Raw genomic sequence first — 24,096 nt, 5'->3', positions numbered from 1 at the left:
GGGTTGAGGTCGTTCTGCCCGTGAGAACGACCTCAACCCCGTTCTCGACACCGCGGGGTGGCGGGGGAGGGTGCGGGGCTAGCTCGCGGTCGGCTCGTCCGTGTGCTCGACGACGTAGCTGCGGCCGTCGGGGCCCGTCACGTACTCGAAGCGCGTCTTGAGCTCGCGGTCGCGCTCGGCCTCGGCCGCGGAGACGCCGCGCCCGGGCGAGCCCTGCTTCCCGACCTGCGCGGGGCCGAAGATCGGCAGGAAGGTCTCGGTCATGCGCAGGCCCAGGGGGCGTCGTCGCTGCTTGTCGGCCATGCGCCTCTCCTCTCGCGAACGGTGCAAGTCGATGGTGCACCAATGATTGGTGTACCAAGCATAGGGGAGAACTGGCTACCATGACGACATGACCACCTCGCTCGAGAGCGCCCCGCTGCCCGGCACCGACCCGCTCGCGCTCGAGTCCCAGGTCTGCTTCGCGCTGTCGGCCGGCGCCCGCGCGATGGTCGCCATGTACAAGCCGCTGCTCGAACCCCTGCGCCTGACCCACCCGCAGTACCTCGTGATGCTCGCGCTGTGGCAGGACGCCGCGGCCGGCGAGCGCACCACGGCCACGTCCCTCGCCGAGCGGCTCCACCTGGACCCCGGCACGCTCTCCCCGCTCGTGCGGCGGCTCGAGACCACGGGGTACCTCATGCGCTCGCGCAACGAGCACGACGGTCGCGTCGTCGACGTCACGCTGACCCCGGCCGGGCGCGAGCTCCGCGCGCGGGCCGAGAAGGTGCCGCCCGCGATCACCGCCGCGACGGGGCTGACGCTCGACGAGCTCGTGGAGGTCCACGCCGCGGCCTCCAAGGTCGTGTCCGCCGCGCTGCGCGCGGGCGTCATCTAGCTCAGGCCCCCGGGACCGTCCCCGGCGACATGTCGTACGTGACCCACGGGGTCGCGGTCGCGACCGAGTCGTAGAGCCGCCGCGCCGTCGCGTTCGCCGGGTCCGTGATCCAGCGCACGACGCTCGCCCCGAGGTCCCCGGCATGCACCCCGACGGCCCCGAGCAGCAGGCGCCCGACCCCGGCACCACGCGCCGCCTCCGCGACGAACAGGTCGTCGAGCCAGCACCCGTGCGAGCCGTCGAGCGGGCGCTCGAACGTCCGCAGCACCGCGAAGCCGCCCAGGCGCGTCCCGTCCGTGGCGACCAGGCCGCGGACCCCCGAGGCGCCGTCGTGCAGCCAGGACCAGACCAGGGCGTCCCGCGCCGCGTCCGCGGGCAGCTCGTAGAACGCGCGGTAGCCCGCGTACAGGTCGAGCCACTCGAGCTCGTCGTCGAGGAGGACGGGGCGCACCCGCCAGGTCGTCGTCACGGCGACACCGTACCCACCCGGAGCCCGCCTCTGCGGGCGCGTCCCAGGCGTGCCTAGGGTGGCGCGATGAGTTCTCCCAGCGTCTCCCACCCACGAACGGCCCGAGCGCGCGGCCTGGCCGCCGGCGCGCTCCGGCAGTGGCACCTGCACCCCCGGTGGGCGATGGCACTGCGCGGCGCCGTGGCCGCCGCCGTCGCGTGGGTCGTCGGGATCGTCCTGCCGCAGCCCTTCTCCGACTACCCGTACTACGCGCCGCTCGGTGCCGTCGTCGCGACCACGAGCACCGTGGCCCGGTCCGTCCGGGAGTCCTTCCAGGCGGTCGGTGCGATCGTCGTCGGGGCGCTCGTGGCCCGTGGTGCGGACCTGGTGCTCGCGCCCAGCGCCCTGTCGATCGCGCTCGTCGTCGCCGTCGCGATCCTTGTCGCGGGGTGGGGGCTCCTGGGAGACATGGGGTCGTGGGCCGTGACCTCGGCGCTGTTCGTCCTGATCATCGGGAACGCGGACAAGGTCGGGTACATGGGGGCGTACATCGGGCTCGTCCTGGTCGGGTCGCTGGTCGGGATCGGGATCAACCTGCTCTTCCCGCCGCTGCCGCTCGCGGCGTCCGACGTCGAGCTCGACCGCCTCAGGAGCGCGCTCGCGGACCAGCTCGACCACCTCGCCGACGGGCTCGACAGCGACGTCGCGCCCTCTCCCGAGGAGTGGGACGACCGGCGTCTGCTCCTCGGTCCGGTGGTCGACCGGTCGCAGCGGTCGGCCGAGCAGGCGCGCGAGGCGGCACGCATCAACCGCCGGGCCCGCCGGTACGCCGAGGCGACCCGGGCGCAGGGCTCCCAGGCAGCAGCGCTGGGCGTCACGTCGTCGGCCGTCGGGGACCTGACGCGCCTCGTCACCGGGTGGGAGAGGCAGGACCTCGACGACCTCGCGTTCGGCGAGTCCCTGCGACCCCTCGTGCGCGATGCCCTGCGTGCGTACGCGGACGCCGTGCGGTCCACGGTCGGGGCGCTCGCGGAACCCGAGGCGCTCGACCGCGTCCGGGACACGACCGAGCGGTTGCGACGCGCCGTGCGCGACGTGCGCAGCGGCTCGGACGAGGACTACTTCGTCGCGGGGGCGACCGTGCTCGCGATCCGGCGCGGGGTCGCGGCGCTGGGCGGGGAGTAGGTCCCCGTCAGGCGTCGGTCACGCTGATCGACCCGTCCTGCCCGACGGCGAAGCGCACCGTGTCGAGACCGCTCGCCCCGGCGTCGGGAGCCACGGCGGCCTGCGCGAGCTGGGCGAGCGTGTGCGTGCCCTCGACCACGAGCACCGCGCACCCCGCGGCCCGGCCCGCGGCGACCCCGGCGGGCGCGTCCTCGACCACGAGGCAGCGCGACGGGTCGACGCCGAGCCGCTCGGCGCCCAGCAGGAACGGGTCCGGGTCGGGCTTGCCGTGCGTGACGTCGTCGGCCGTGACCACGACCGCGGGTGGCACCAGGCCTGACGCCCCGATGCGCGCCGCCGCGAGCGGGCGCGTGCACGACGTGACGATGGCCTGGCGCGTCGCGGGCAGCGACGCGAACGCGTCGACCGTGCCCGGGAGGATGCGCACGCCCTCGGTGTCGTGGAGCTCGAGGTCGTGGATGCGGTGGTACGCCTCCTCGACCAGGTCGGCGGGCAGGAGGCGCGCGATGAACGTCCTCGCCGGGGTGCCGTGCTCGATCTGGAACGTGTCCGCGTCCGGCAGGCCGTACTCGTGCGCCCAACGGCGCCAGTTCCGGTCGACCGCGGGCACCGAGTCGATCAGGGTGCCGTCCATGTCGAACAGGATCGCGTCGAACGTGCGCCCCGCGAACGCGACGCCGGGGCTCGGGAGCGCGGGGGAGTCGGGGAGGCCAGGACCGGGTACGGGGAGGACGGACATGCCACCGAGGCTACCGGCCGTGTCGTGCGGCCCGTCCCGTGCCGTGCGACCTTCCCTTGTCGGGTGGCCCGACTATCGTGGGCGCGTGAGCACACCCGGTTACTTCATCTCGTTCGAGGGCGGCGACGCCGTCGGCAAGTCCACCCAGTCCCGACTCCTGGGGGAGTGGCTGGGCGAGCTGACCGGCCGCGAGGTCGTGCTGACGCGTGAGCCCGGCGGCACCGAGCTGGGCGTCGAGCTGCGACAGGCCGTGCTGCACGGCCGGGACATGGACGCCCGCACCGAGGCCCTCATCTACGCGGCGGACCGCGCGCACCACGTCGCGCACCTGGTCCGGCCCGCGCTCGAGCGCGGCGCCGTGGTCGTCACGGACCGCTACCTCGACTCGTCGGTCGCCTACCAGTCGGGTGGCCGTGAGCTGGGCGTCGACGAGGTCGAGCTCATCTCGCTGTGGGCCGTGCAGGGGCTCATGCCGCACGTGACAGTCCTGCTGGACCTCGACCCCGCGGTCGCGGCCGAGAGGCTCCAGGGGAAGCCCGACCGTCTGGAGAGCGCGGGGATCGACTTCCACCGCCGCACCCGCGAGGCGTTCCTCTCGCGCGCCGCGGCGGACCCCGAGCGGTGGGTCGTGATCGACGCGACCGCGTCGATCGACGACATCCAGGCCCAGATCCGGGTCGACCTCGCGGCCCGGCTCGAGCTCACGCCCGTGGTCGAGGAGGCCGAGGACACGGTCGAGGCGCTGCCCGACGACGGGTTCGACGACTCCGACTCCGCGATCGGCTACGCCCCGGACCTCGCGGACCTGCCGGTCACGCGCCCCGTGACGCACCCGGCGCCCGGTCCCGCCGCCGAGACGGCCGCGCCGTGACGGTCTGGGACGACGTCGTCGGGCAGGAGCACGCGGTCGAGATGCTCTCGGCCTCGGCGACCGACCCGGCGGCCATGACGCACGGCTGGCTCCTGACCGGCCCGCCCGGCTCGGGCCGGTCCAACGCGGCCCGGGCGTTCGCGGCCGCGCTGCAGTGCGAGCAGGGCGGGTGCGGGGTGTGCCAGGCGTGCACGACCACGCTCGCGGGCACGCACGCCGACGTGAAGATCGTCGCGACGGAGAAGGTGACGATCACGATCGACGAGGTCCGTGACCTCGTCGGCGTCGCGAGCCGCCGCCCGTCGCAGGGGCGCTGGCGCGTCATCATCGTCGAGGACGCCGACCGCATGGCCGAGCGGACCACGAACGTCCTGCTCAAGGCCATCGAGGAGCCGCCGCCCCGCACGGTCTGGATCCTGTGCGCGCCCAGCCCGCAGGACGTCCTGGTGACGATTCGGTCCCGCTGTCGCGGGGTCGCCCTGCGGGTCCCGCCGGTCGAGGCCGTCGCACGGCTGCTCGTCGCACGGGACGGCGTCGACCCGGTCGTCGCCGAGGCCGCGGCGCGTGCCGCCCAGAGCCACATCGGCCTCGCCCGGCGCCTGGCCCGGGACGGCAAGGCGCGCGAGCGCAGGTCGTCGGTGCTGTCCCTCGCGCGCCGGATCCGTGGCGTGGGGGACGCCGTGGTCGCCGCGGGCGAGCTCGTCGAGGTCGCGCAGGCCGAGGCCAAGGCCGCGACCGAGGAGCGCGACGCGATCGAGAAGGCCGAGCTCCTGCGCGCCCTGGGCGTCGAGGCGGGCGGCACCATGCCGCCCCGGCTCCGGTCCCAGCTCACCGACCTCGAGAAGGACCAGAAGCGTCGCGCGACCCGTCACCAGCGCGACGTCCTGGACCGCTCGATGCTGGACCTGCTCTCGCTCTATCGCGACGTGCTCGTGGTCCAGCTCGGCGCGCAGGTCGACCTCGTCAACGCCGAGCTCGCGGAGACCGTGCAGGCGCTCGCGGAGGACTCGACGCCCGAGCAGACCGTGCGTCGCATGGACGCGATCGGCGTGGCGCGCGAGCGGCTCGGCGGCAACGTGGCGCCGCTGCTCGCGCTCGAGGCCATGGCGATCGCGCTGCGCCCGCAGGGATGAGCGGGCCCGCCGGTCCGGCACCGGCAGAGGGGCTGCGGACGCTGGCGCTCTCGCTGCTCGTCGGCGCGCCGTACTCGACGGACGGTGTGCCTGCGGGGCTGGTCTGCGCGTCCTGGCCCGCCCCCGCGACGCACTGAGGCGCATCAGCCGGGGCTGGACGCAGCCCCGGCCCTCCGGGAGGATGTGGCGACCCGCCCAGCGACGAGAGCGAGACCATGGCCGACAGTGCTCCCCCCAGGACGTCCGCCCGGCGTGAGGCCCGCGCCCGCGACGAGAGCAAGGCTGGTGCGCTCGCCCTGACGGGCGCGGTGATCGCCGGGGGCCTCGCGCTGATCCACCTCGTCAACGGCTTCACCCGGCCGCTCGGGCTCGTCGACGTGCGCGTGGTCGACGCGGCCAGGGTCACCGGCGCCGCGGAGGTCGGGACCGACCAGGTCGGGGTGACCGCCGTCCTGGGCCAGGCCCTGCCGATGACCGACGTCTACCTCCACCGCCCCCTGGACAAGATCGACCTGATCGCGTTGTTCGCGCTGGTCGGTGTGGCACTGTTCCTCACCTACCTGCTCGCCCGGCGGGGCCCGCGAGGTGCGCGCGCGGTCCTGGACGGTACGGCGACGGCCCGGTGGCTCGGCATCGCGCTCGTCGCGGTGGGCGTCGTGCCCGCGCTCGCCCAGGAGCAGGGGACGCTCGTGCGCCTCGCCGACGCCGGGCTCTCGGACCTCCTCGCCCCGGCCTACCCGGACCTCGGCTGGGGGTGGATCGTCGCGGGGATCGGCGTGACGTTCGTCGTCCCGGCCCTGCGAAAGGCGTCGCGTCGGGGACGCGACTGACCCTCCGGGAGCCGCGCGACGTTCACCCGATCGTCGTGCGAGCGCCCCGCCGGGGACACCGTGGCGCCGGACGCCGGGGCTAGCGTCGCGAGCGACAACGCACCGGACCACCGGAAAGGGCACTTCGACGATGACCCTCACACTGACGCTCGTCCGCCACGGCCAGACCGTCCTCAACGCCCGCCGCCACCTGCAGGGCGCGTGCGACTCGCCGCTCACCCGGACGGGCCGAGCGGGGGTGCGCGTCACGGCGCAGCACCTCTCGCGCCACGAGTTCGCCGCCGCCTACTCCTCGCCCCAGGGGCGCGCCGTCCTCACGGCGATCGAGATCCTGCGCCACCACCCCGAGCTCACGCTCACGGTCGACGAGGACCTGCGCGAGCTGTCCTTCGGGGCCTTCGAGCGACGACCCGAGCGCGAGCTCGACGCGGTCGTCCCGTGGAGCACCCTCGTGCCCGCGGTGCTCGCCGGCACCCATCCGGGTATCGGCGGGGGAGAGCCCGGTGCGGAGTTCATGGCGCGCGTGCGAGCGGTCCTCGGTCGGATCGTCGCGGCGCACGACGACGCGGCCGGCCCGGGCGCGGACCGTGACGAGCACGTGCTCGTCGTGGGCCACGGGCTGACGCTCGGCGCGATGCTCGCGACGATCGACCCGGCCGGGCTCGTCGCACTGCCCAACGCCTCGGTCTCGACGGTCGAGGTCACGGACGGCGTCGCGCGAGTGGTCGCCGTGGGGATCGACGCCGCCGGGCACGGGGCGGTCGCTGCGCGGCCTGCGCCGGCGGCGGCGCCCCTGTCCGCCTGAGGTCCGCCGGGCGCCTCGCCCGGTGAGGCGTACGTCACTCCTGCCCCGGAACGGGTGCCCAGGTCATCCGACGTTCAGGTACCCGACATGTCGGGCCACCTCCGGTTCACACCGGTTTCCTACGGTCCAGCGGAACCCCCCACGACCGGGAAAGACCGGAGGAACCCGCATGTCCCTGACCAGACGACTCACCGGCTGCGTCGCCGTGGTGTCGATCGGCCTCACCACGGCCGTCGGCACCGCGGCCGTCGCGACGGCCGGCGCACCGACAGCGCCCGCGGCATCCGCGGCACCGACGGCTCTGCACCAGGCCGCCGAGAGCACACCGTTCCCCCTCTTCGTCTCCGAGCTCGCCCCGGACAACACCGGCGTCGACGACTTCGAGTACGTCGAGCTCTTCAACCGCTCGGACGCGCCGGTGGACCTGACGGCCGCGGGCATCGGGCTCGCGTACACGTACGCCGACTCGGACGACCGTTCGCGCGACGTGCCGCTGAGCATCCCGGCGGGCACGGTCGTGCCGGCCGGGCAGGCCGTGGTCCTGTGGCTCGACTACACGTCGGGCAACGTCGACACCTCGGTCCGCACCGAGCAGGACTTCCGCGACCACTACGCCGCCGCGGGCGCGACCGCGAGCGACTACCAGCTCGTGCGCGTGAGCGGCCAGGCGGGCATGGCCAACGGCGGGGACCGCGGCATCCGCGTCCTCGGGCCCGACGGCGCGTCCCCCGCCTGGTCGTTCTACCCGGCCGGGTCCGTCGCGGCCGGGCGCACGGCGCACTTCCAGGTGCCGGCCACGGGTGCGGCGTCCGCGGTGCTGCTCGAGGCGAAGGGCGTCCCGTCACCGGGAGTCGTCGCGCCCGAGGCGCTCGTCCCGCCCGTCACTCCCGACCCGGAGCCCAGCCCCGAGCCGACGGACCAGCCGACCGAGCCGACCGAGCCCACGCCCGGCCCGAGCGAGACACCGACCGACCCGCCCACGACCGAGCCCGCGCCGGGGAACGGCGCGCACCTCCAGGTGACGGAGCTGCTGCCCGACTCCTCGAACGTGGGGACCGGCGACGGCTACGAGTTCGTCGAGCTGTACAACGCGTCGAACACCCCCGTGGACTTCGACGACTACACGCTGAACTACCTCTACCCGCTCGACGACCTGACCAACAGCCAGGTCGTGGAGTGGCCGGCCGTGCCGGGCGACGTCGTCGTGCCCGCGGGCGGGACGCTCGTGCTGTGGGTCAAGAACGGCCAGAACGACCACCTGACCGGGGCCGACTTCAACGCGAAGTTCGGTACGCACCTCGTGGCCGGGACCGATCTCCTGGAGATCCACTCGGGCGGCATGGCCAACGCCTCGCCCCGCGGGCTGGAGATCACGACCCGCACGGGCTTCGCGCTCAACCGCGCCTACTACAACCTGGGCGGCGCCAAGGACCCGGTCGCGGACCAGGGCATCCAGTACGCGGCCGACGCGGCCGACGCCATGGTCCAGCGCAAGACCGGCGTGAGCGCCGCGACGCCCGGCGCGGTCTCCGCCGCGCAGAAGCCCGCCGCGCCCGTCGAGGTCCCGGCCGACACGGCCGCGCCGACGGTCGAGGACGCGACCCCGGCGCAGGTCGACCCGGCCGACGAGCTCGCGATCGAGGCGACCGTGACCGACGACGTCCAGGTGCGCTCGGTGCGCCTGCTGCTACGCAGCGACGTCGACGCCGACTACCAGCGGATCGACCTGGCGGCGGGCCTCGCCGCCGACGGCTCCGGTGCCCGGACCGCCTTCCGGCACGCGATCCACCCGGCCGACCTCACGGGCAAGCGCTGGTACGAGTACGTGCTCGTCGCCTCGGACGGCACGCACGAGACCCGGACGGCCCCGCGCCGGATCGAGATCACGGGCGTCGACACGGCGCCCGTGCGCCTGAGCGTGGCCGAGGGCGAGTTCGTCACGGGCATGACGCCTGTCGCGGCCGCGGGCGACACGTACCCGAGCCCGCTGTCGCTCACGATCGACGGCACGAGAGCCACCCCCGTCGCCCCCGCGCTCGAGGACGAGCCCGTCTTCGCGTTCGAGGCCGGTGGCGTCAACACCTTCTTCCGCAACGGCGTGCTGTCGGGCGGCGAGGTGCTGAACATCTTCGACGACGGCATCTACGAGGGCTACGAGACGATCGCGACCGACGTGCCGCTGCGCATGGTGCGCCAGGGCGACGAGCTCGTCGTGAGCGTCTACGCAGGCACCAAGGCCGCCCCGGAGATCGACCCCCACGAGAACAACGACGACTTCCAGATCAAGAACCTTCGCCTGGTCCTGCCCGACGGCCGTACGCTGCGGCCCGCCGGGTACGACGACCCGACCAGGGTCCTCCAGATGGGTGACAGCGCGGGCAAGCTCGACTTCTTCGACGCCCGCTTCACGCTCCCGGACGACGCCTTCACCGCGGTGTCGCACTCCTGGGACACCACGGCCGCGGCCGACGGCGAGCACACGGTCGCCGCGACGGACGGTACCGACTCCGCACGGGCCACCGTGGTCGTCGACAACACGAGCCCGGTCATCACGACCGACGCCGTGGACGGCACGGACTACCGCGGCGAGTTCACGCTCGACGCGTCCGCGACGGACGCGGGCTCGGGGCTCGCGTCGCTCACCGCGACGCTCGACGGCCAGGCCGTCACCCTCCCGTACGCGACGTCCTCGCTCGTCCTGCCCGACGGCGAGCACACCTTCGCGCTGACGGCGCGCGACGCCGTCGGGAACCGGAGCGAGCGGACCGTGACCTTCACGACCCCCGTCGAGAACCCCGGCTCCGAGGCCGTCTCGCCCGCGGGCGGCACGACGGTCGAGGGCGACGAGGTCGAGCTGCGCGCCAAGGTCACCGACCCGAGCGGCGACCGTCTCGACGTCTCGTTCCGCGAGGGCTACCGGCTCGACGACGAGGACGCGGCGGTCGTGACGTCGTCGGGCACGACGCGCGTCGCTGCCGACACCGCGCTCGCCCGTCCCGGTCCGGGCGTGCGCGTCGGCGACCCGGCACGAGCAGACGGCGCGACCACGTCCTCGGACGCGGAGTTCCCCTACCGGACCTACCAGGTCACGATCCCCGAGGACGCGGGCGAGGACTACGCGACCCGCCTCACGTGGGACGGGTCTGCCAACGCCGACGCCAAGGTGCTCCTGTACGTGCTCAACACGGCGACGGGCGACTGGGACGAGGTCGACCGGCACGTCACCGCGGCCGGGGCGACCGGGGCGACCGGGCCCGAGGCATTCACCCTCGCCGCGACCGTCCCCGCGAAGGACCACGCGCGCGACGGCGTCCTCACGGTGCTCGTGCAGCACTCCGAGGGCTTCGCGGGCGAGGACCTCTCGACGCGCCAGACGCCCGTGACCCCGAACCACCCCGAGGACACGCCGCGATCGTCGTACGACTTCACGCTCGGCTGGGAGTCCGACACCCAGTACTACAACGACTCCTACTACGACCGGCAGCTCGACATCCACGACTACTTCCTGGACCAGCGCGAGGCGACCAACCTCCAGTACGTGTTCCACACGGGCGACATCGTGGACAACCACACCCAGCCCCACCAGTGGGCCAACGCGGACGCGGCGTACTCGATGCTCGACGACGCCGGCCTGCCCTACGGGGTGCTCGCGGGCAACCACGACGTGGGCCACAAGGAGATCGACTACGGGCCGTACTCGCAGCTCTTCGGCGAGGCCCGCTACGCGGCCAACCCCTGGTACGGCGGCTCGTACCAGGACAACCGCGGGCACTACGACCTGGTCACCGCGGGCGGCATCGACTTCCTCATGCTCTACATGGGCTGGGGACCAGGCGACGACGAGATCGCGTGGATGAACGAGGTCCTCGCGCGCTACCCCGAGCGCGAGGCGATCATCAACCTGCACGAGTACATGCTCACGACCGGTGGCCTGGGACCCGTGCCGCAGCGCATCTACGACGAGGTCGTGGCGACCAACCCGAACGTCAAGATGGTCTTCTCCGGCCACTACCACGACGCGTTCACGCGCGTCGACGCGTTCGACGACGACGGTGACGGCGTGACCGACCGCTCGGTCCACCAGATCCTCTTCGACTACCAGGGTCTCCCCGAGGGCGGCCAGTCGTTCCTGCGCCTGCTCCAGTTCGACAACCAGGGGCGGACGATCCACGCCCGGACGTACTCGCCGTACCTCGACCGGTACGGGTCCGACGACCCGTCGCTCGCGCCCGAGCACCAGGACTTCGTGATCCCGTACGCGGCGCTCGGCATCGAGCCGCGGACCAAGACCCTCACGTCGGACGGCTTCACGGCCGAGGTGCTCATGACGCGGTCCATCGCCGAGTTCGACGACGTCGAGAGCGGCACCGAGCTGTCCGCGACGTGGCAGCGCCCCGGCGCGGGCGAGCACGGCTGGTACGTCGTGACCGCCGACCCGTACGGCGGCACCGACTCCTCCGAGGTGTACCTGGTGAACTTCGCCGAGGTCACCCCGGGCGGCGACGGCGACGGCGGTTCGACGGGTGGTACGGGCGGTGCGGGGGCCGGCGGCTCGACGACCGACCCGGCCACGGGAGCCGGCACCGGCGGGGGCGCCGACAAGGGCCTCGGTTCCCGGCTGCCCACGACCGGCACCCCGGCGGGTCTCCTCGTCGGGCTCGCGCTGCTGCTCGTCGCGGGCGGCAGCGCGCTCGTCGCGCGCAACCGCCGCGCGGCCCGCGCCACCGCGAGCGGGTCGGGCGACGGCGGGCAGTAGCCCACCACGCCCACGCCCGACGGCGCCGCTCGCCTTCTCAGGCGAGCGGCGCCATCGGGCCGTCGGGGCAGGGTAGGGACCCGCACGAGCGCGGGGGCCGCGACCTGTTGCGCCCCGACCCGGCGTGCCTACCATCGGAAAGATGGGACTCTGGGGGAGGGCAGCCCGCAGGGGTGCACTGGGGAGCGTCGACGCGATGGCACAGGACACGAAGGACGAGAAGGACCAAGGGCTCGTGGCGGCCCTCCTGGCAGGAGGGCGGCAGCCCGTCGCGCGGTACACGCTCGACGTGCCCGCCGGCCGGTGGTGGTGGTCCGACGAGCTGTTCGAGATGCACGGCTTCGCGCCCCACGAGGTGGTCCCGACCACCCAGCTCATGCTCGCCCACAAGCACCCCGACGACGTGACCCGGGTGGCCGGCGTCCTCGCCGACGTCACGCGCACCGGCGACCCGTTCAGCTGCATGTACCGGATCGTCGACGCCACCGGGAGGACCCGGATCCTCGGGGTGGTCGGCCAGGGCGACGTCGACCCGGAGACCGGTGAGGTCACGCAGGTCGCGGGCTACTTCATGGACCTCACCGACTCGCAGGAGGCCTTCGCCCAGGCGCACGCGACCCGCGCGGTCTCGGCGTCCGCGGCCCGCAGGGCGACGATCGAGCAGGCCAAGGGCGCACTCATGGTCGTCTACGGCCTCGACGACGACGAGGCGTTCGAGGTGCTCCGGCACCACTCGTCGGTCACCAACGAACCCGTCCGTGAGCTGGCGGCGCGCCTGCTCGGGAGCCTCGCGGGCGGTCACGACGGGGCGTCGCTCACGCGGGAGGACCTGGACCACTTCTTCGAGACGCCCCGGCCACCGTCGCCGGCGAGCCAGGTGGGCTAGGGGCGCTCCGCCGTCGGGCTGTCTCCGCCGGAGAGCGTGCCCCCTCCGGCGGTGGGCGAACGCCCCTCGTCGGTGGACGCGCGCCGCGAGAGGCCGACGTCCCCCAGGATGACCGCGAGCAGCACACCGTTCGAGACCCAGTTGATCGCGAGCGGCGACAGCACGGGGTACGAGAGGTAGAGCAGGCCCAGCGCGAGGACGCCTGCGACGTGCGGCACCGACCACGACCCGCCCGTCGCGCGCCGGAACAACGTGTTCCCCACGAGGTAGACCATGCCCGCGCCGCAGATCAGCCCGGCGGTCCACGGGTCGGAGTGCCCCGCGTCCTCGTGGCCCAGGGGGTGCAGCAGCACGATCTCGTCCGCGACGGCGGTGAGCACGATCCCGACCACGAGCAGGTACGGGACGTACGTGTACGCCGTCTGCGCGATCATGCCGGGCGAGTCCGAGCCCGCGAAGAACGCCGTCGCACGCCGCTCGGAGCGGTCGAAGTACAGCAGCCACATGAGGACCGTCGACGCGAAGGCGGCGAGGAACGCGAGGAGCACCGTTCCCGTCAGCTCGAGCTCCCCGAACGCCGTCCCGGTGACGATGATCGACTCGCCCAGGCTGATGATGATGAACAGCCCCACGCGCTCGGCCATGTGCCCGCCGCGCACGACCCACGTCGCGGGGTCGGTCGGCCCCAGCACGGGGACCCTGAACAGCGCGCGCGGACCCGTGTAGTCGACGAGCACCGCCGCGACCCACAGGAGCATGCGCCACGAGCCGTCGGGGACGAGGGCGCCCGCGATCCACAGGACGCCCGAGGACACCTGCCACACCGTGATGCGCACGAAGTTCGTGCCGTTCTCCGGCCAGTGCCGGTGGAGCGCGAACGCCGTCCACGCCGAGCGCCCCACCTGGATCGCGACGAACGTCCCCGCGAACAGCAGCGCCTTGTCGCCGAACGCCTCGGGGATCGCGCTCGACATGAGCAGCCCCAGCAGCATGAGCACGATCAGCAGCGTCCGTACGGGCGTGCGTTCGGGATCCAGCCAGTTCGTGACCCACGTCGTGTCGATCCACAGGTACCAGACCGCGGCCCCCAGCACGAGCGTCTGGACCAGGGTCGTGCCGTCGGGGTGCGCGATGAGCGAGTGGGAGAGCTGGGTGACCGCGAAGACGAACACGAGGTCGAAGAAGAGCTCGACGTAGCCGACCTTGTCCGAGTCGTGGCCGTGGCCGTGGCGCAGGACGTCGGTACGCATGCCCCACGAGCCCGGCGGGCCGGTCGGGGCCGGGGGCGGCGGGGCGGCGCTCATGGTCGCGATCCTCGCACGCGGGACGTGCCTCGGCGCGGGCGAGGACGGGCGCGTGCGCGTCGGCGCGGGCGGGGTCTCAGCCCGCGGTGTACGGCTTGCTGGGCCAGTACGCCCACTCCGCGAAGTCCTCCACGCGGCCGTCGTCCGCGAAGCGGAGGATCCACAGGTCGCGGTACTCCTGCGGCGTCGCCCCGCCGTAGCGGACCTCGACCCGGACGACGGCCGCGAGCCCGTCGACCGCGACGGGCTCGGCCGTCATGGTGAAGGTCTCCCCGGCGTCGGCGAGCCAGAAGTCGCGGATCGCGTCGTGCCCGCGCAGCGGGTCGTCGTAGGGCGAGCGAGCGTACGCGGCGTCCTCGGTGAACAAGGTCGCGACGGCCCGCGGGTCCTCCGCGCGCCAGGCCGTCTCGTACGCGTCGACCCACGCCATGACACCGTCGCGGTCCATGTGATCCCTCCTGTCGGTCGGGCGGCCGGGCGCCTCCTGGCCCGGAGCGCCCGACCTGCCCGTCAGCGGACGTCCGTCCCTTCGAGGACCTTGCGGAGCGCGGCGGCGAACCCGTCGGGGTCACCGGGCATGCCGTACTCGTCCCCCATGAACCCGCCGTGCCCGCTGGGGAACGCGACGGCCTCGGTGCCGATGTTCTTCGCGACCCCCCGGGCGGCGCGGGCGGCCATCTGCTCGCCCGACTCCTCCCCGGCCGCCAGGACCACCCGCGTCGAGACGCGGGAGAGGGCGTCGTAGTCGTGCTCGTAGTGGGTGCAGCTGATGAGGTTCTGCCCCAGCAGCGCGTCGTCGCGCGACCCGTCGTCCTCGGAGGGGAACCCGAACGCGCCCGGGTCGGGCGCGGGCTGGTCCGCGAAGTCGGTGGGGAACGGGCCTTCCCAGCTCGTGAGGGCGATGAAGTGCGCCATGCCCGCGCCGAACCCCTTGTCCTGGTAGGACCGCGAGACGGCCTGCACCGCGGCGAGCGCGGCGTCGCGGTCGGGCAGCGCGGGACCCGACGGCGGCTCGTGCGCCACGAGGGTCCGCACCTGCTCGGGGTGCCGGGTGACGAGCGCGAGGGCGTTGACCGCCCCGCCGCTGCTCGCCAGGACGTCGACCGGTCCGGCGCCCAGGGCCTCGATCACGAGGTGCAGGTCGTCGGCGTGATGGTCGGGAGTGACGGGTGCGGACGGGTCGGTGCGGGTGCTCCGGGACACTCCGCGCGGGTCGTACGTCACGACCGGCCGGTCCGTGAAGTGCGAGGCCAGCGTCACGAACCCGTCGGCCCCCATGGGGGAGCCGGCGATCAGGAGGACCGGGGCCTCTGGCGTGGCGTCGGCGAGGTTCCCGCGGACGTCGTAGGTGATGGTCGCCCCCGGGGCTTCGAGGGTGCGGGTCTCGATGTCGGTCACTGTCGTGCCTCTCGGTCGGGTGAGCGGGACGGCATGGGCGCCGACCGTCTCAGCGGTATGGGACCAAGACCTGCCGCGTCGCCGGAACTCATCGCACCGTCTCCTCCCACCCTGCCTCGCGGGTGGTGGTCGTGCACGGTGAGCGGGCGAGGCGTTCGGGCGCGCTCGGGCACTGTCGCGAGAGGGGTGGTCGCCACGGGTCGGCGCGGGCACAATGCAGGAGACGAGAAGGAGGCCACGCATGGTCGGCACGGCAGCGGTCCTGGGCATGACGGCGGTCGCCCTGGGCATGGTCCTGACCCCTGGACCCAACATGGTCTACCTGGTCTCGCGCAGCATCAGCCAGGGGTGGCAGGCGGGCATGGTCTCGCTCGCGGGGACGGCAGCGGGGTTCCTCGTCTACATGACGATGGCGAACGTAGGGCTCGCGGCGGTCTTCGTGGTCGTGCCGTGGCTGTACGTCGCGCTGAAGGTCGCGGGCGCCTGCTACCTGCTGTACCTCGCGTGGCGGACGCTGCGCCCCGGGGGCCGCGGTCCGTTCGAGGCGCAGGACCTGCCCCGGGACTCCCGCGGGAGGCTCTTCCGCATGGGGTTGCTGACCAACCTGCTCAACCCCAAGGCCGCGATCATGTACCTCGCGCTCATCCCGCAGTTCATCGACCCCGGGGCCGGTGACGTCATGGCGCAGGGGTTCGTGCTGGGCGGCGTGCAGATCGGGGTCAGCATGGTCGTCAACGCCGCGATCGTGCTCGCGGCGGGCAGCATCGCGGTGTTCCTGCGCGCGCGGCCGACGTGGATGCGCTGGCAGCGTCGCGCGACCGGGACGCTCCTGGGCGCTGTCGGGGTCAAGCTGGCGATCGATGCCCCGTCCCCGGCGACCGCGTGAGGACCGCGGACCTGGGCGAGGTCGACCGAGGGTCGTGGGTCCGGCTCGGGGTCCTCGCAGTCCTGGTGCTGGGAGCGGTCGTGTGGTGGACGTCCTCCGACGCCGCGCTCGTCGCCCACGGGGGAGAGGAGCTCGACCTGATCCGGGACTACTCCTCGGTCGACGACCTGGCGGTCGAGGCCACGGACGTCGCGGTCGTCGAGCCGACTGGCCGGACGTGGACCGAGCACATCAGCACCGCGCCCTTCGCCGTGACCGAGGTCCGGGTCGTCACGTCGGACGGTGGACCGCTCGTGGCGGACGACCTCGTCGCGCTCCGCCAGGACTCCGGCCACTACGTCAACGCTGCGCCGACGCCCGAGGAGGGCGAGCGCTACCTGGTGTTCCTCCACCCGTCGGGGGTCGGGGCGGACGGGCGGCAGTACTCGGTCGTGGGCGCTCAGGCGGTGTGGCGCCTCGACGGGTCGACGGGGCGTCTCACGACGCCTAAGAGCTCGTTGCCCCGGCGGGTGTCGGTCGAGGGCGAGGACGGGCGGCTCGTCGCGTCGTCCCGCTGACGGGAGTGCGCAGCGAGCGCGACCCCAGCGTCAGCAGCGGCGCGGTGAGAGTCACCGCGGCGACGAAGATCGCGACCCCGGGCCAGCCCGCGTGCACCCAGGCCACGCCGCCGAGCCAGCCGAGCAGGCTCGATGCGGCGTAGTAGGACGCGTTGTACAGCGAGGTCGCCTGGGAGCGTCCGACGACCGCCCGGTGCCCGACCCACCCCGACGCGACCGCGTGCGCACCGAAGAAGGAGGCGGTCAGGACCACGAGCCCCAGCAGGATCAGAGGGATCTGGGGGGCGAGCGTCAGGAGTGCCCCCGCGCTCATCGTGGCGCCCGCGACGGCCAGGACGCGTCGGCGTCCCCACCGGGCGGTGAGGCTGCCCGCGAGGCGGGAGGACACGGTCCCGCCCAGGTAGGCGAAGAACACGAGCGACGTGACCGCCGGAGGGAGCAGGTAGGGCGGTGCTTCGAGGCGGAACCCGAGGTAGTTGTAGATCGTCACGAACCCGCCGATGACGAGGGCTCCGTTGGCGTACAGGACGAGCAGACCGCGGTCGCGCAGGTTCGTCAGGACGAGCGAGCCGACGTGCCTCAGTCCCTCGCGGTCCGGCACGAAGCCTCGCGCCCGCGGCGCGAGGGCGACGAACGCGACGGTCGTGAGCACGCACAGCCCCGACACCGTGGCCAGGCCCACGCGCCAGCCCGCGAGCTCGGCGACGCCCGCGGCGAGGACGCGGCCCGCGAGCCCGCCGATCGACACCCCGCCCACGAACATCCCCGCGACGACCGCGGTGTGCGCGGAGTGGATCTCCTCGTGCAGCAGGGTGATAGCGAGCGCGGGCACGCCGCCGAGCGCGGCGCCCTCGAGGAAGCGGCCGACGACGAGCAGCTCGATCGTGGGCGCGAACGGCGCCAGCAGGCCGATGGTGGTCGCGGTGATCAGGGCGACCCGGATGGCGCGGACGCGGCCGATGCGGTCGGCGACGACGGACCAGGGCAGGACCGCGAGCGCGAGGCCCAGCGTCGCGGCCGAGACCGTGAGCGAGGCCGTGGGGGCGGCGATCCGGAGGTCGGCGGAGATCATGGGCAGGATGCCCTGCGGCGAGTAGAGCTGGGCGAACGTCGCGAGCCCCGCGCACACGAGCGCGACGACCGTCCTGCGGTAGCCCTGGGAGCTGCGTCGGTGCCCTGTCCACGGGGTGTGCGCCGGGACGACGAGCGCACGCGAGGTGACCGGTGCGGGGGCTGTGGGCATGGGGTCGACGCTAGGAAGCCCGGACCATTGCGTCCAATGCATGTATCAGCAGCCAGATATACGATCCGAGCATGGATGCTGCCCTGGACGAAGAGACCCGCCGCCTGCTGCCTCTCCTGCCCGCGTTCGTCGCGGTCGCCGAGGTCGAGCAGGTGACGCTCGCGGCCGCGATGCTGCGCGCCCCGCAGCCGACCGTGAGCCGCGCGGTCGCCCGCGTGGGCGAGGTGCTGGGCGTGCCCGTGGTCGAGCGGCACGGCCGAGGCATCCGGCTCACCGACGCGGGCCGCGCCCTCCTGCCGCACGCCCGCCAGGCGCTCGCGGCGCTCGGCGCGGGAGTGGACGCGGTGCGCTCGAGAGAGGCGCTGGCGCGCGGCACGCTGTCGGTCGCGTTCCAGACCTCGCTCGGCGAGTCCGTCGTCCCGGCCCTCATCAAGGAGTTCCTCGCCGACCACCCCGCGGTCCGGTTCACCATGACGCAGGGCGCGCGGCGCTCGTGCCTCGACGCGCTCGCCGCGGGCGAGGCCGACATCGCGCTCGTGTCGCGTCTCGTCCCGGTCCCCGCAGGCCGCGAGATCCTCACGCTGTTCCGGGAGCCCCTGGTCCTCATCGTCCCCGCAGGTCACGAGCTCGCGTCGCGTCCCGCCGCCACGCTGCGCGAGGCCGCTCGGTCGACCTTCATCACGCTCAAGCACGGGTTCGGGCTGCGGGGCACGGTCGACGCGCTGTGCGCCGCCGCGGGCGTGCGCCCGACCATCGGCTTCGAGGGCGAGGACCTGCACACCGTGCGCGGTCTCGTCGCCGCGGGCCTCGGTGTGAGCGTCCTGCCCCCGGCCCGCCACCCCGTGCACGACGTCGTCGAGATCCGCCTCGACGAGCCCGTGCCCTCGCGCGACATCGGCGCGGCCTGGTCTCCCGACAACACCTCGCCCACGCTCGCGGCCTTCGTCGAGATGCTCCGCGCGAGGATCGTGGCCGGCAGCATGCCCGACGGCGGCGCGCCCCTCCGCTGAGCGGCGCCGTGTCGTCACGCAAGAACCGCGGTCGCCACGACATGATGAGAGTGAGGGGTGCACGCCACCGCGGCGCCCATGCCGAAGCCCGAAGGAGACCCCGCCCATGACTTCCCTGCGCCGACTCGCCCCCGCCGTCTCGCTCGTCGCGCTCCTGGCGCTCACCGCGTGCGGCACGGACACCGACTCGGGCGGGAACGCCTCGGGCACCCCCAGCGCCGAGGGCAGCACCGCGGACGAGACCACGCCGTCCGACGAGTCGCCCGAGGCGCCGCTCGACGCCGCCGACCTGCCGATAGAGGCCGGCGTGAACGGCGTCGACCTGCCCACGGGGATCGACGCGCCCACGACCGGCGGGACGGGCGCGGCCTGGACCGCGGAGGACGGCTACCTGTACGTCGTGACCTTCGGGTCGAGCACGTGCCCGAGCATCGCCGAGGGCGACGCGACCCTGGACGGGAGCGACGTCGTCGTGACCTTCCAGAAGGTCGACGAGACCAAGCCCTGCACCATGGACCTGCGCCCCTGGACCACCGTCGTCAAGGCCCCCGAGGGCGTCGACGAGTCCGCCGACGTGACCGTGCGCCTCGACGAGGCAGGGACGGTCGTGCTGGCGCCGCGCGCGGCCGCGGGGCAGGTCGGCGAGGCCGCGTGGGTCGCCCAGTCCTGACCCGCTGACAGGCCCCGCGCGAGGCCGAGGCGGCCCGCCGCCCGCTCGCCCGTGAAGTTCGCGTGAAAGGGCTGGGTCCGGGGCGTCGTTCGAGGTCCCGGCCCAGCCCGACCCGTTACCGTTGCCGGGTGAAGACGCCCCATCGCCGCACCACAGCGCTGTCCGCCGCGACGCTCGCCCTCGCCCTGCTGCTCGGGGCGTGCGCCCCCTCGCCCAAGGTGCAGAGCCCCGCCGAGACGGGGGCGTCGTCGACGGGGTCCGCGGGGACCGGCGAGGACGTGCCGGCCGAGCTCGCCGAGTTCTACGGGCAGAGCCTCGCGTGGGACGACTGCGGCGGCGGGTTCGAGTGCGCGACCGCGATCGCGCCCCTGAGCTGGGACGACCCCGCGCAGGGCAAGATCGAGCTCGCGCTCAAGCGACTGCCCGCCTCGGGCGAGAAGATCGGCTCTCTGCTGACCAACCCCGGCGGGCCGGGCGGGTCGGGCATCGAGTACATCACCAGCGCGGCGGGCAGCATCGGCGAGCCCGTGAAGGAGGCCTACGACGTCATCGGGTTCGACCCGCGCGGCGTCGGGGCGTCGACCCCCGTCGTGTGCCTCGACGACGCGGCCAAGGACACGTCGCTGTCCCGCGCCTACCCCGACAGCGACGAGGGCCGCGCCGAGATGACGGCAGACCTCAAGGCCTGGGCCGACGCGTGCGCCCAGAACACGGGCGACCTGCTCGGCAACGTCGACACCCAGAGCGCCGCGCGCGACATGGACATGCTGCGCGCCGTCCTCGGCGACTCGGCGCTCAACTACCTCGGCTTCTCCTACGGCACCCAGCTCGGCGCGACGTACGCGGGGCTGTACCCGGAGAAGGTCGGGCGCATGGTCCTCGACGGCGCGATCGACACCACGCTCACCTCCGACGAGATCTCGGCGCAGCAGGCCGTCGGCTTCGAGAACGCCCTGCGCGCCTACGTCGAGGACTGCCAAGGCGGCAAGGACTGCCCGCTCACCGGCTCGGTCGACGACGGCATGGCGCAGGTCAAGGCGTTCCTCGACCAGGTCGCCGAGCGACCCATGCGGACCACGAGCGACCGCCGCCTGACGTCGACGCTCGCGTTCTACGGCATCGCGCTGCCGCTCTACAACAACGAGAGCTGGTACGCCCTGACCGCCGGGCTGGACGCCGCGCTCAACGACGGCGACGGCACCATGCTGCTCGGCTTCGCCGACCTGTACAACGGCCGCAACGCCGACGGCACGTTCAACGACAACTCGGCCGAGGCGTTCCGCGCCGTCAACTGCCTCGACGCCCGCGGCAACCCCGACCCCGAGTTCATGGCCGAGCAGGCCGCCCAGATCGAGGAGGCGGCCCCGACCATGGGCTCGTTCTTCACCTACGGCGGCCTGTCGTGCGTCGACTGGGCCTACCCCGTCGTGGACCAGGAGTTCGACCTCCACGCCAAGGGCGCCGCGCCCATCGTCGTCATCGGCACCACCAACGACCCCGCGACCCCGTACGTCTGGGCCGAGGGTCTCGCCAAGACCCTCGACTCCGCCACGCTGCTCACCTGGGAGGGCGAGGGGCACACGGCCTACGGCCGGTCCAACGCGTGCGTCGCCGACGCCGTCGACGCGTACCTGGTGGACGGGAAGGTCCCGGAGGACGGGAAGGTCTGCTGAGGGAGCTCCGGATCCTAGGCCGGGCCGGGCCGGTGCGGCGCCCGCTCGGGGCGGCGCCGCGGGCGGCCACGCAGGCTGCCCGACGGCGTCGCGGGAGCCAGTTTGTCCTCACGCCCCCGCGTTGGGTACAGTTGCGACGCTTGCTGAAACGGAGCGCCGCTAGGCGTGACGTCCGGTACGCGCCGCCTTAGCTCAGTCGGTAGAGCGTCTCACTCGTAATGAGAAGGTCATCAGTTCGATTCTGATAGGCGGCTCAGTCACGAAGGCCCGGAACCTCAACGGTTCCGGGCCTTTCGCGTTGCGCATCGGAGGTCGCGCCGCCGGGTCCCTGGGGACCCGGCGGGTCCTCGTGCGGGCCCTCTCAGAAGCAGCCGCCCGCAACCTGGTCGGTGTTCGCCGCGGTGAAGTCAGGATCGCCCGTCGAGGTCAGCACGCGCATGAGGACGACCTTCTCGGCGGTGCCAGCAGGCTGGAGCCCGTGCTCGTCGCCCTGGGTCTCGAAGGCCAGGATGCCCTTGTCGTCCTTGAGCCACCAGACGTTCGACACCGCCCCCGGGGTGCCCGCGACCAGGTTCGGATAGGTGGCCTGCAGCGTCGCGAGGTCGGTGCCGATCCCGACGCCCTCCGCCGTGTGCGGACCGGCCTGGAGGACGTCGATCCAGCCGACGCCCATGTCGCCGACGAAGACCCCCAGAGGTTGCGACCCGTCAGGCAAGGCGTACGTGGAGACCCATCGTCCTGGGGTCTGGGGGTCCCACTCCTCGCAGGCGTTCGGCACCCACTCGATCATGGCGGCGCCCGGGTTGGTCTCCGGGGGGACGTCGATCGTCAGTGGTCCGAGCCCGGCAGTACTGATGACCAGCTCGTCGAACGGCGGGTGGGGGTCGACGGCCTCCTCCGGCGGTGACGACGGGGTCGGTGCGGGCGTCGACACGCTCGGAGAGGGCGCGGCGGGTGACGATGCGCTGGGGGAGGGAGAACCACCCGCGGTGTCCGACGTCGCGCACCCCCCGAGGGTCAGGGCCACGACGGACAGGACGACGAGGGGCAGGGTGCGCGCGGTAGTTCTCATGGCCGCATCCTCTCGTGAGGGCGACCTCCCCGCTGGTGACCGCACGGGCGTCCCAGGAACGTTATGTGATCGTCATGGTCGCGCTTCCGGGGCCGCGGTCGGGTGACGTCCGGGAGGCCCGCTAGCATGCCTCGCATGGCCACCTTCGTCCATCTGACCCCGGCCGCGAACGGGGACAGGATCAGTCGCTCGGGCGTCGCAGCCCGTAGCGTCGGACGCATCCCGGGTGACGAGCGGCGAGGTGTCTATCTCTTCCCGGTCCAGCGGGACCATGTCGCCACCCACCAGTGGGCGCGCGAGCTGGTGCGGACCCACGGACGGAGACGGGTGGTCGCGGTCCAGGTGTGCCTTCCGGACGTCGAGCCGGTGACCATCGGCCGGTTCGACGGGGTCGCGACCGCATCGACCGCGGCCGACGCCGTGGCCCGCATCGGGGAACTGATCGACCCTCGCGGCTGGGAGGTCTTCCTACCCCGGGCGATCTCGGTCGCTGAGGTCCGACACGTCCGAGAGCTCCGCAGGCCCGTGGGGTGGCGGCACGTCCCCGATGCGCACGGCACCGCACCGTGCACCTGCCGGGGATGCCGAGTGCCGGGGACGTTCGGGGCCGCGCGTCTGCTCGAACGTCGCCCCGACCCGGTCGACGGTCCGGGGCCGGGAGTGCCGGTCCTCCTAGCACGGTTGGAGTCGGTCGACTCCTCCGACGTCACGGCGATCCTCGATGTCCTGGACGGCTTCGGAGGACGCCGCCGAGGCCCCGTCGAGCGGCTCGCACACCTCGCGGAGCATCCTGACCCGCAGGTGAGGGCTGCGCTCGTCTGGACGGTCGCAGGCTGGTCGACGCCAGGCGCACGTCCACTGGTCGAACGGCTCGCGAGCGATCCTGACGACGAGGTTCGTGAAGCGGCCGCAGCGTGGTCGGCGGGCGAGGACTGACGTCATCGCGCGGCGGTCGGCGGCGGCCGGGTCCGCCGGAAGCACCACCTACGCTTGTCCCATGTTCACCTTCGGCCGTCGTCGCCCCGCCACCTACGTCCTGGGCCAGCCGGTCAAGTCCTTCCCGGAGATCGCCCCCGAGGTCGAGCGGGGCAACATCCTGCGCATCACCGAGATCGGTGAGTCCGTCCTGCACACACCCTGCCGCGAGGTCACAGAGTTCGGCACGCCTGAGCTCGCGCAGCTCGTCGACGACCTGTTCACGACGATGTTCGTCGCGGAGGGTGTGGGTCTGGCGGCGCCGCAGGTCGGTGTGGACCTGCGGGTCTTCGTGTACGACGTCGAGGACGAGAACGAAGACCGTCACGTCGGGCACGTCGTCAACCCCGTGCTCGAGGTGTTCGACGGGCCGGAGGACGAGATCGAGGAGAGCGACGAGGGGTGCCTCTCGATCCCGGGCGCGTACTCGCCGCTCGCCCGCCCCGTGAAGGCGATCGTGCGCGGGTTCGACCAGCACGGCAAGCCCGTCGAGCTCCAGGGCTCGCACTTCCTGGGCCGTGCGCTCCAGCACGAGGCGCAGCACCTCGACGGGACGCTCTACTTCGACCACCTGACGCCCGCCGCGCAGGAGGCCGTGATCGCCGAGATGCACCGGGAGCGGCCCGGGGTCCTGGAGGAGCGGCTCGAGCTGTCCGAGGCACTGGGCAAGACCCCGGCCGAGTACCCGGCGGAGCCGCTGCGCTAGGCGCTCCGACGCGCCCCGGGTGAGAGGGGTGGTTCGGCCCGAGACGGGTTGCTGGGGACGCGACCCAGCAAC

At 73.3% G+C, this 24,096-nt stretch carries 23 protein-coding genes, 1 tRNA gene and 1 pseudogene; 17 read left to right on the top strand and 8 right to left on the bottom strand.

The window, feature by feature from the left end; translation table 11 throughout:
* Positions 1 to 78 precede the first annotated feature (78 nt).
* Positions 79 to 303: a hypothetical protein gene (locus tag H9640_RS16100; RefSeq protein ID WP_191791796.1), complete on the bottom strand. Its 225-nt coding sequence runs from the start codon at positions 301 to 303 to the stop codon at positions 79 to 81.
* Positions 304 to 391: 88 nt separating this feature from the next.
* Between H9640_RS16100 and H9640_RS16095 the strand changes: the two genes are divergently transcribed.
* Positions 392 to 877, top strand: coding sequence for a MarR family winged helix-turn-helix transcriptional regulator (locus H9640_RS16095; RefSeq protein WP_191791795.1), 486 nt, complete (start codon positions 392 to 394; stop codon positions 875 to 877).
* A 1-nt stretch (position 878) separates the two neighbouring features.
* On the opposite strand, the gene H9640_RS16090 is transcribed toward H9640_RS16095, so the two are convergent.
* Positions 879 to 1,346 (bottom strand): GNAT family N-acetyltransferase, encoded by a 468-nt coding sequence (locus tag H9640_RS16090; RefSeq protein ID WP_318243806.1) that lies wholly within the window; start codon positions 1,344 to 1,346, stop codon positions 879 to 881.
* A 66-nt stretch (positions 1,347 to 1,412) separates the two neighbouring features.
* On the opposite strand from H9640_RS16090, the gene H9640_RS16085 reads away from it, so the two are divergent.
* A complete protein-coding gene (locus H9640_RS16085) occupies positions 1,413 to 2,510 on the top strand; it encodes an FUSC family protein (protein WP_191791794.1) in 1,098 nt (365 codons plus the stop codon).
* Positions 2,511 to 2,517: 7 nt separating this feature from the next.
* On the opposite strand, the gene H9640_RS16080 is transcribed toward H9640_RS16085, so the two are convergent.
* Complete coding sequence (locus H9640_RS16080; protein WP_191791793.1) at positions 2,518 to 3,249, bottom strand: HAD-IA family hydrolase; 732 nt, start codon at positions 3,247 to 3,249, stop codon at positions 2,518 to 2,520.
* Positions 3,250 to 3,334: 85 nt separating this feature from the next.
* Here H9640_RS16080 and tmk point away from each other — a divergent pair.
* The 7 genes and pseudogenes from tmk to H9640_RS16045 all read left to right on the top strand — a co-directional run.
* A pseudogene (tmk, locus tag H9640_RS16075) lies at positions 3,335 to 3,955 on the top strand (dTMP kinase); the annotation flags it as partial.
* Positions 3,956 to 4,116: 161 nt separating this feature from the next.
* Positions 4,117 to 5,253 (top strand): DNA polymerase III subunit delta', encoded by a 1,137-nt coding sequence (locus H9640_RS16070; RefSeq protein WP_191791791.1) that lies wholly within the window; start codon positions 4,117 to 4,119, stop codon positions 5,251 to 5,253.
* Positions 5,250 to 5,390 (top strand): hypothetical protein, encoded by a 141-nt coding sequence (locus H9640_RS16065; RefSeq protein WP_191791790.1) that lies wholly within the window; start codon positions 5,250 to 5,252, stop codon positions 5,388 to 5,390. Before H9640_RS16070 ends, H9640_RS16065 begins: the two co-directional genes overlap by 4 nt.
* A 78-nt stretch (positions 5,391 to 5,468) precedes the next feature.
* Entirely contained in the window at positions 5,469 to 6,083 is a 615-nt protein-coding gene (locus tag H9640_RS16060) for a hypothetical protein (RefSeq protein WP_191791789.1), read from the top strand.
* 130 nt (positions 6,084 to 6,213) lie between these two features.
* Positions 6,214 to 6,888: a histidine phosphatase family protein gene (locus H9640_RS16055; protein WP_191791788.1), complete on the top strand. Its 675-nt coding sequence runs from the start codon at positions 6,214 to 6,216 to the stop codon at positions 6,886 to 6,888.
* 169 nt (positions 6,889 to 7,057) lie between these two features.
* Positions 7,058 to 11,644 (top strand): metallophosphoesterase, encoded by a 4,587-nt coding sequence (locus H9640_RS16050; RefSeq protein WP_191791787.1) that lies wholly within the window; start codon positions 7,058 to 7,060, stop codon positions 11,642 to 11,644.
* A 196-nt stretch (positions 11,645 to 11,840) separates the two neighbouring features.
* Entirely contained in the window at positions 11,841 to 12,530 is a 690-nt protein-coding gene (locus H9640_RS16045) for a PAS and ANTAR domain-containing protein (RefSeq protein ID WP_191791786.1), read from the top strand.
* Here H9640_RS16045 and H9640_RS16040 read toward each other — a convergent pair.
* From H9640_RS16040 to H9640_RS16030, 3 genes are all read right to left on the bottom strand, one after another.
* A complete protein-coding gene (locus H9640_RS16040) occupies positions 12,527 to 13,834 on the bottom strand; it encodes a low temperature requirement protein A (protein WP_191791785.1) in 1,308 nt (435 codons plus the stop codon). The genes H9640_RS16045 and H9640_RS16040 overlap by 4 nt on opposite strands.
* Before the next feature lie 76 nt (positions 13,835 to 13,910).
* Complete coding sequence (locus H9640_RS16035) at positions 13,911 to 14,282, bottom strand: YybH family protein (RefSeq protein WP_191791784.1); 372 nt, start codon at positions 14,280 to 14,282, stop codon at positions 13,911 to 13,913.
* Between the two features lie 62 nt (positions 14,283 to 14,344).
* Positions 14,345 to 15,232: an alpha/beta fold hydrolase gene (locus H9640_RS16030; protein WP_191791783.1), complete on the bottom strand. Its 888-nt coding sequence runs from the start codon at positions 15,230 to 15,232 to the stop codon at positions 14,345 to 14,347.
* Positions 15,233 to 15,473: 241 nt separating this feature from the next.
* On the opposite strand from H9640_RS16030, the gene H9640_RS16025 reads away from it, so the two are divergent.
* Positions 15,474 to 16,118, top strand: coding sequence for a LysE family translocator (locus H9640_RS16025; RefSeq protein WP_191791782.1), 645 nt, complete (start codon positions 15,474 to 15,476; stop codon positions 16,116 to 16,118).
* Positions 16,115 to 16,675: a hypothetical protein gene (locus H9640_RS16020; protein WP_191791781.1), complete on the top strand. Its 561-nt coding sequence runs from the start codon at positions 16,115 to 16,117 to the stop codon at positions 16,673 to 16,675. Before H9640_RS16025 ends, H9640_RS16020 begins: the two co-directional genes overlap by 4 nt.
* On the opposite strand, the gene H9640_RS16015 is transcribed toward H9640_RS16020, so the two are convergent.
* Positions 16,605 to 17,918: an MFS transporter gene (locus H9640_RS16015; protein ID WP_191791780.1), complete on the bottom strand. Its 1,314-nt coding sequence runs from the start codon at positions 17,916 to 17,918 to the stop codon at positions 16,605 to 16,607. The two genes, H9640_RS16020 and H9640_RS16015, sit on opposite strands and share 71 nt — an antisense overlap.
* 71 nt (positions 17,919 to 17,989) lie before the next feature.
* Here H9640_RS16015 and H9640_RS16010 point away from each other — a divergent pair, with 71 nt between their 5' ends.
* The 4 genes from H9640_RS16010 (at position 17,990) to H9640_RS15995 (ending at position 21,525) form a co-directional block, all read left to right on the top strand.
* Positions 17,990 to 18,928: a LysR family transcriptional regulator gene (locus tag H9640_RS16010; protein ID WP_225227350.1), complete on the top strand. Its 939-nt coding sequence runs from the start codon at positions 17,990 to 17,992 to the stop codon at positions 18,926 to 18,928.
* Positions 18,929 to 19,034: 106 nt separating this feature from the next.
* Positions 19,035 to 19,598 carry a hypothetical protein gene (locus H9640_RS16005; RefSeq protein WP_191791779.1) on the top strand — a complete coding sequence of 188 codons (564 nt, stop codon included), beginning with the start codon at positions 19,035 to 19,037 and terminating at the stop codon, positions 19,596 to 19,598.
* 128 nt (positions 19,599 to 19,726) lie between these two features.
* Positions 19,727 to 21,271, top strand: coding sequence for an alpha/beta hydrolase (locus H9640_RS16000; protein WP_191791778.1), 1,545 nt, complete (start codon positions 19,727 to 19,729; stop codon positions 21,269 to 21,271).
* Positions 21,272 to 21,452: 181 nt separating this feature from the next.
* A tRNA-Thr gene (locus H9640_RS15995) sits at positions 21,453 to 21,525 on the top strand.
* 107 nt (positions 21,526 to 21,632) lie between these two features.
* Here the strand turns inward: H9640_RS15995 and H9640_RS15990 are convergent.
* The gene (locus tag H9640_RS15990; RefSeq protein ID WP_191791777.1) at positions 21,633 to 22,343 is read right to left on the bottom strand and encodes a hypothetical protein; all 711 of its coding nucleotides are present in this window, start codon (positions 22,341 to 22,343) and stop codon (positions 21,633 to 21,635) included.
* A gap of 135 nt (positions 22,344 to 22,478) precedes the next feature.
* On the opposite strand from H9640_RS15990, the gene H9640_RS15985 reads away from it, so the two are divergent.
* Together H9640_RS15985 and def are read left to right on the top strand one after the other, a co-directional pair.
* The gene (locus tag H9640_RS15985; RefSeq protein ID WP_191791776.1) at positions 22,479 to 23,279 is read left to right on the top strand and encodes a HEAT repeat domain-containing protein; all 801 of its coding nucleotides are present in this window, start codon (positions 22,479 to 22,481) and stop codon (positions 23,277 to 23,279) included.
* A gap of 61 nt (positions 23,280 to 23,340) precedes the next feature.
* Positions 23,341 to 24,024 carry a peptide deformylase gene (def, locus tag H9640_RS15980; protein WP_191791775.1) on the top strand — a complete coding sequence of 228 codons (684 nt, stop codon included), beginning with the start codon at positions 23,341 to 23,343 and terminating at the stop codon, positions 24,022 to 24,024.
* Positions 24,025 to 24,096: the final 72 nt, after the last annotated feature.

The sequence above is a fragment of the Oerskovia gallyi genome (genome assembly GCF_014836745.1).
Lineage (GTDB): Bacteria > Actinomycetota > Actinomycetes > Actinomycetales > Cellulomonadaceae > Oerskovia > Oerskovia paurometabola.
This window is presented reverse-complemented; position numbering and strand designations above follow the sequence as displayed.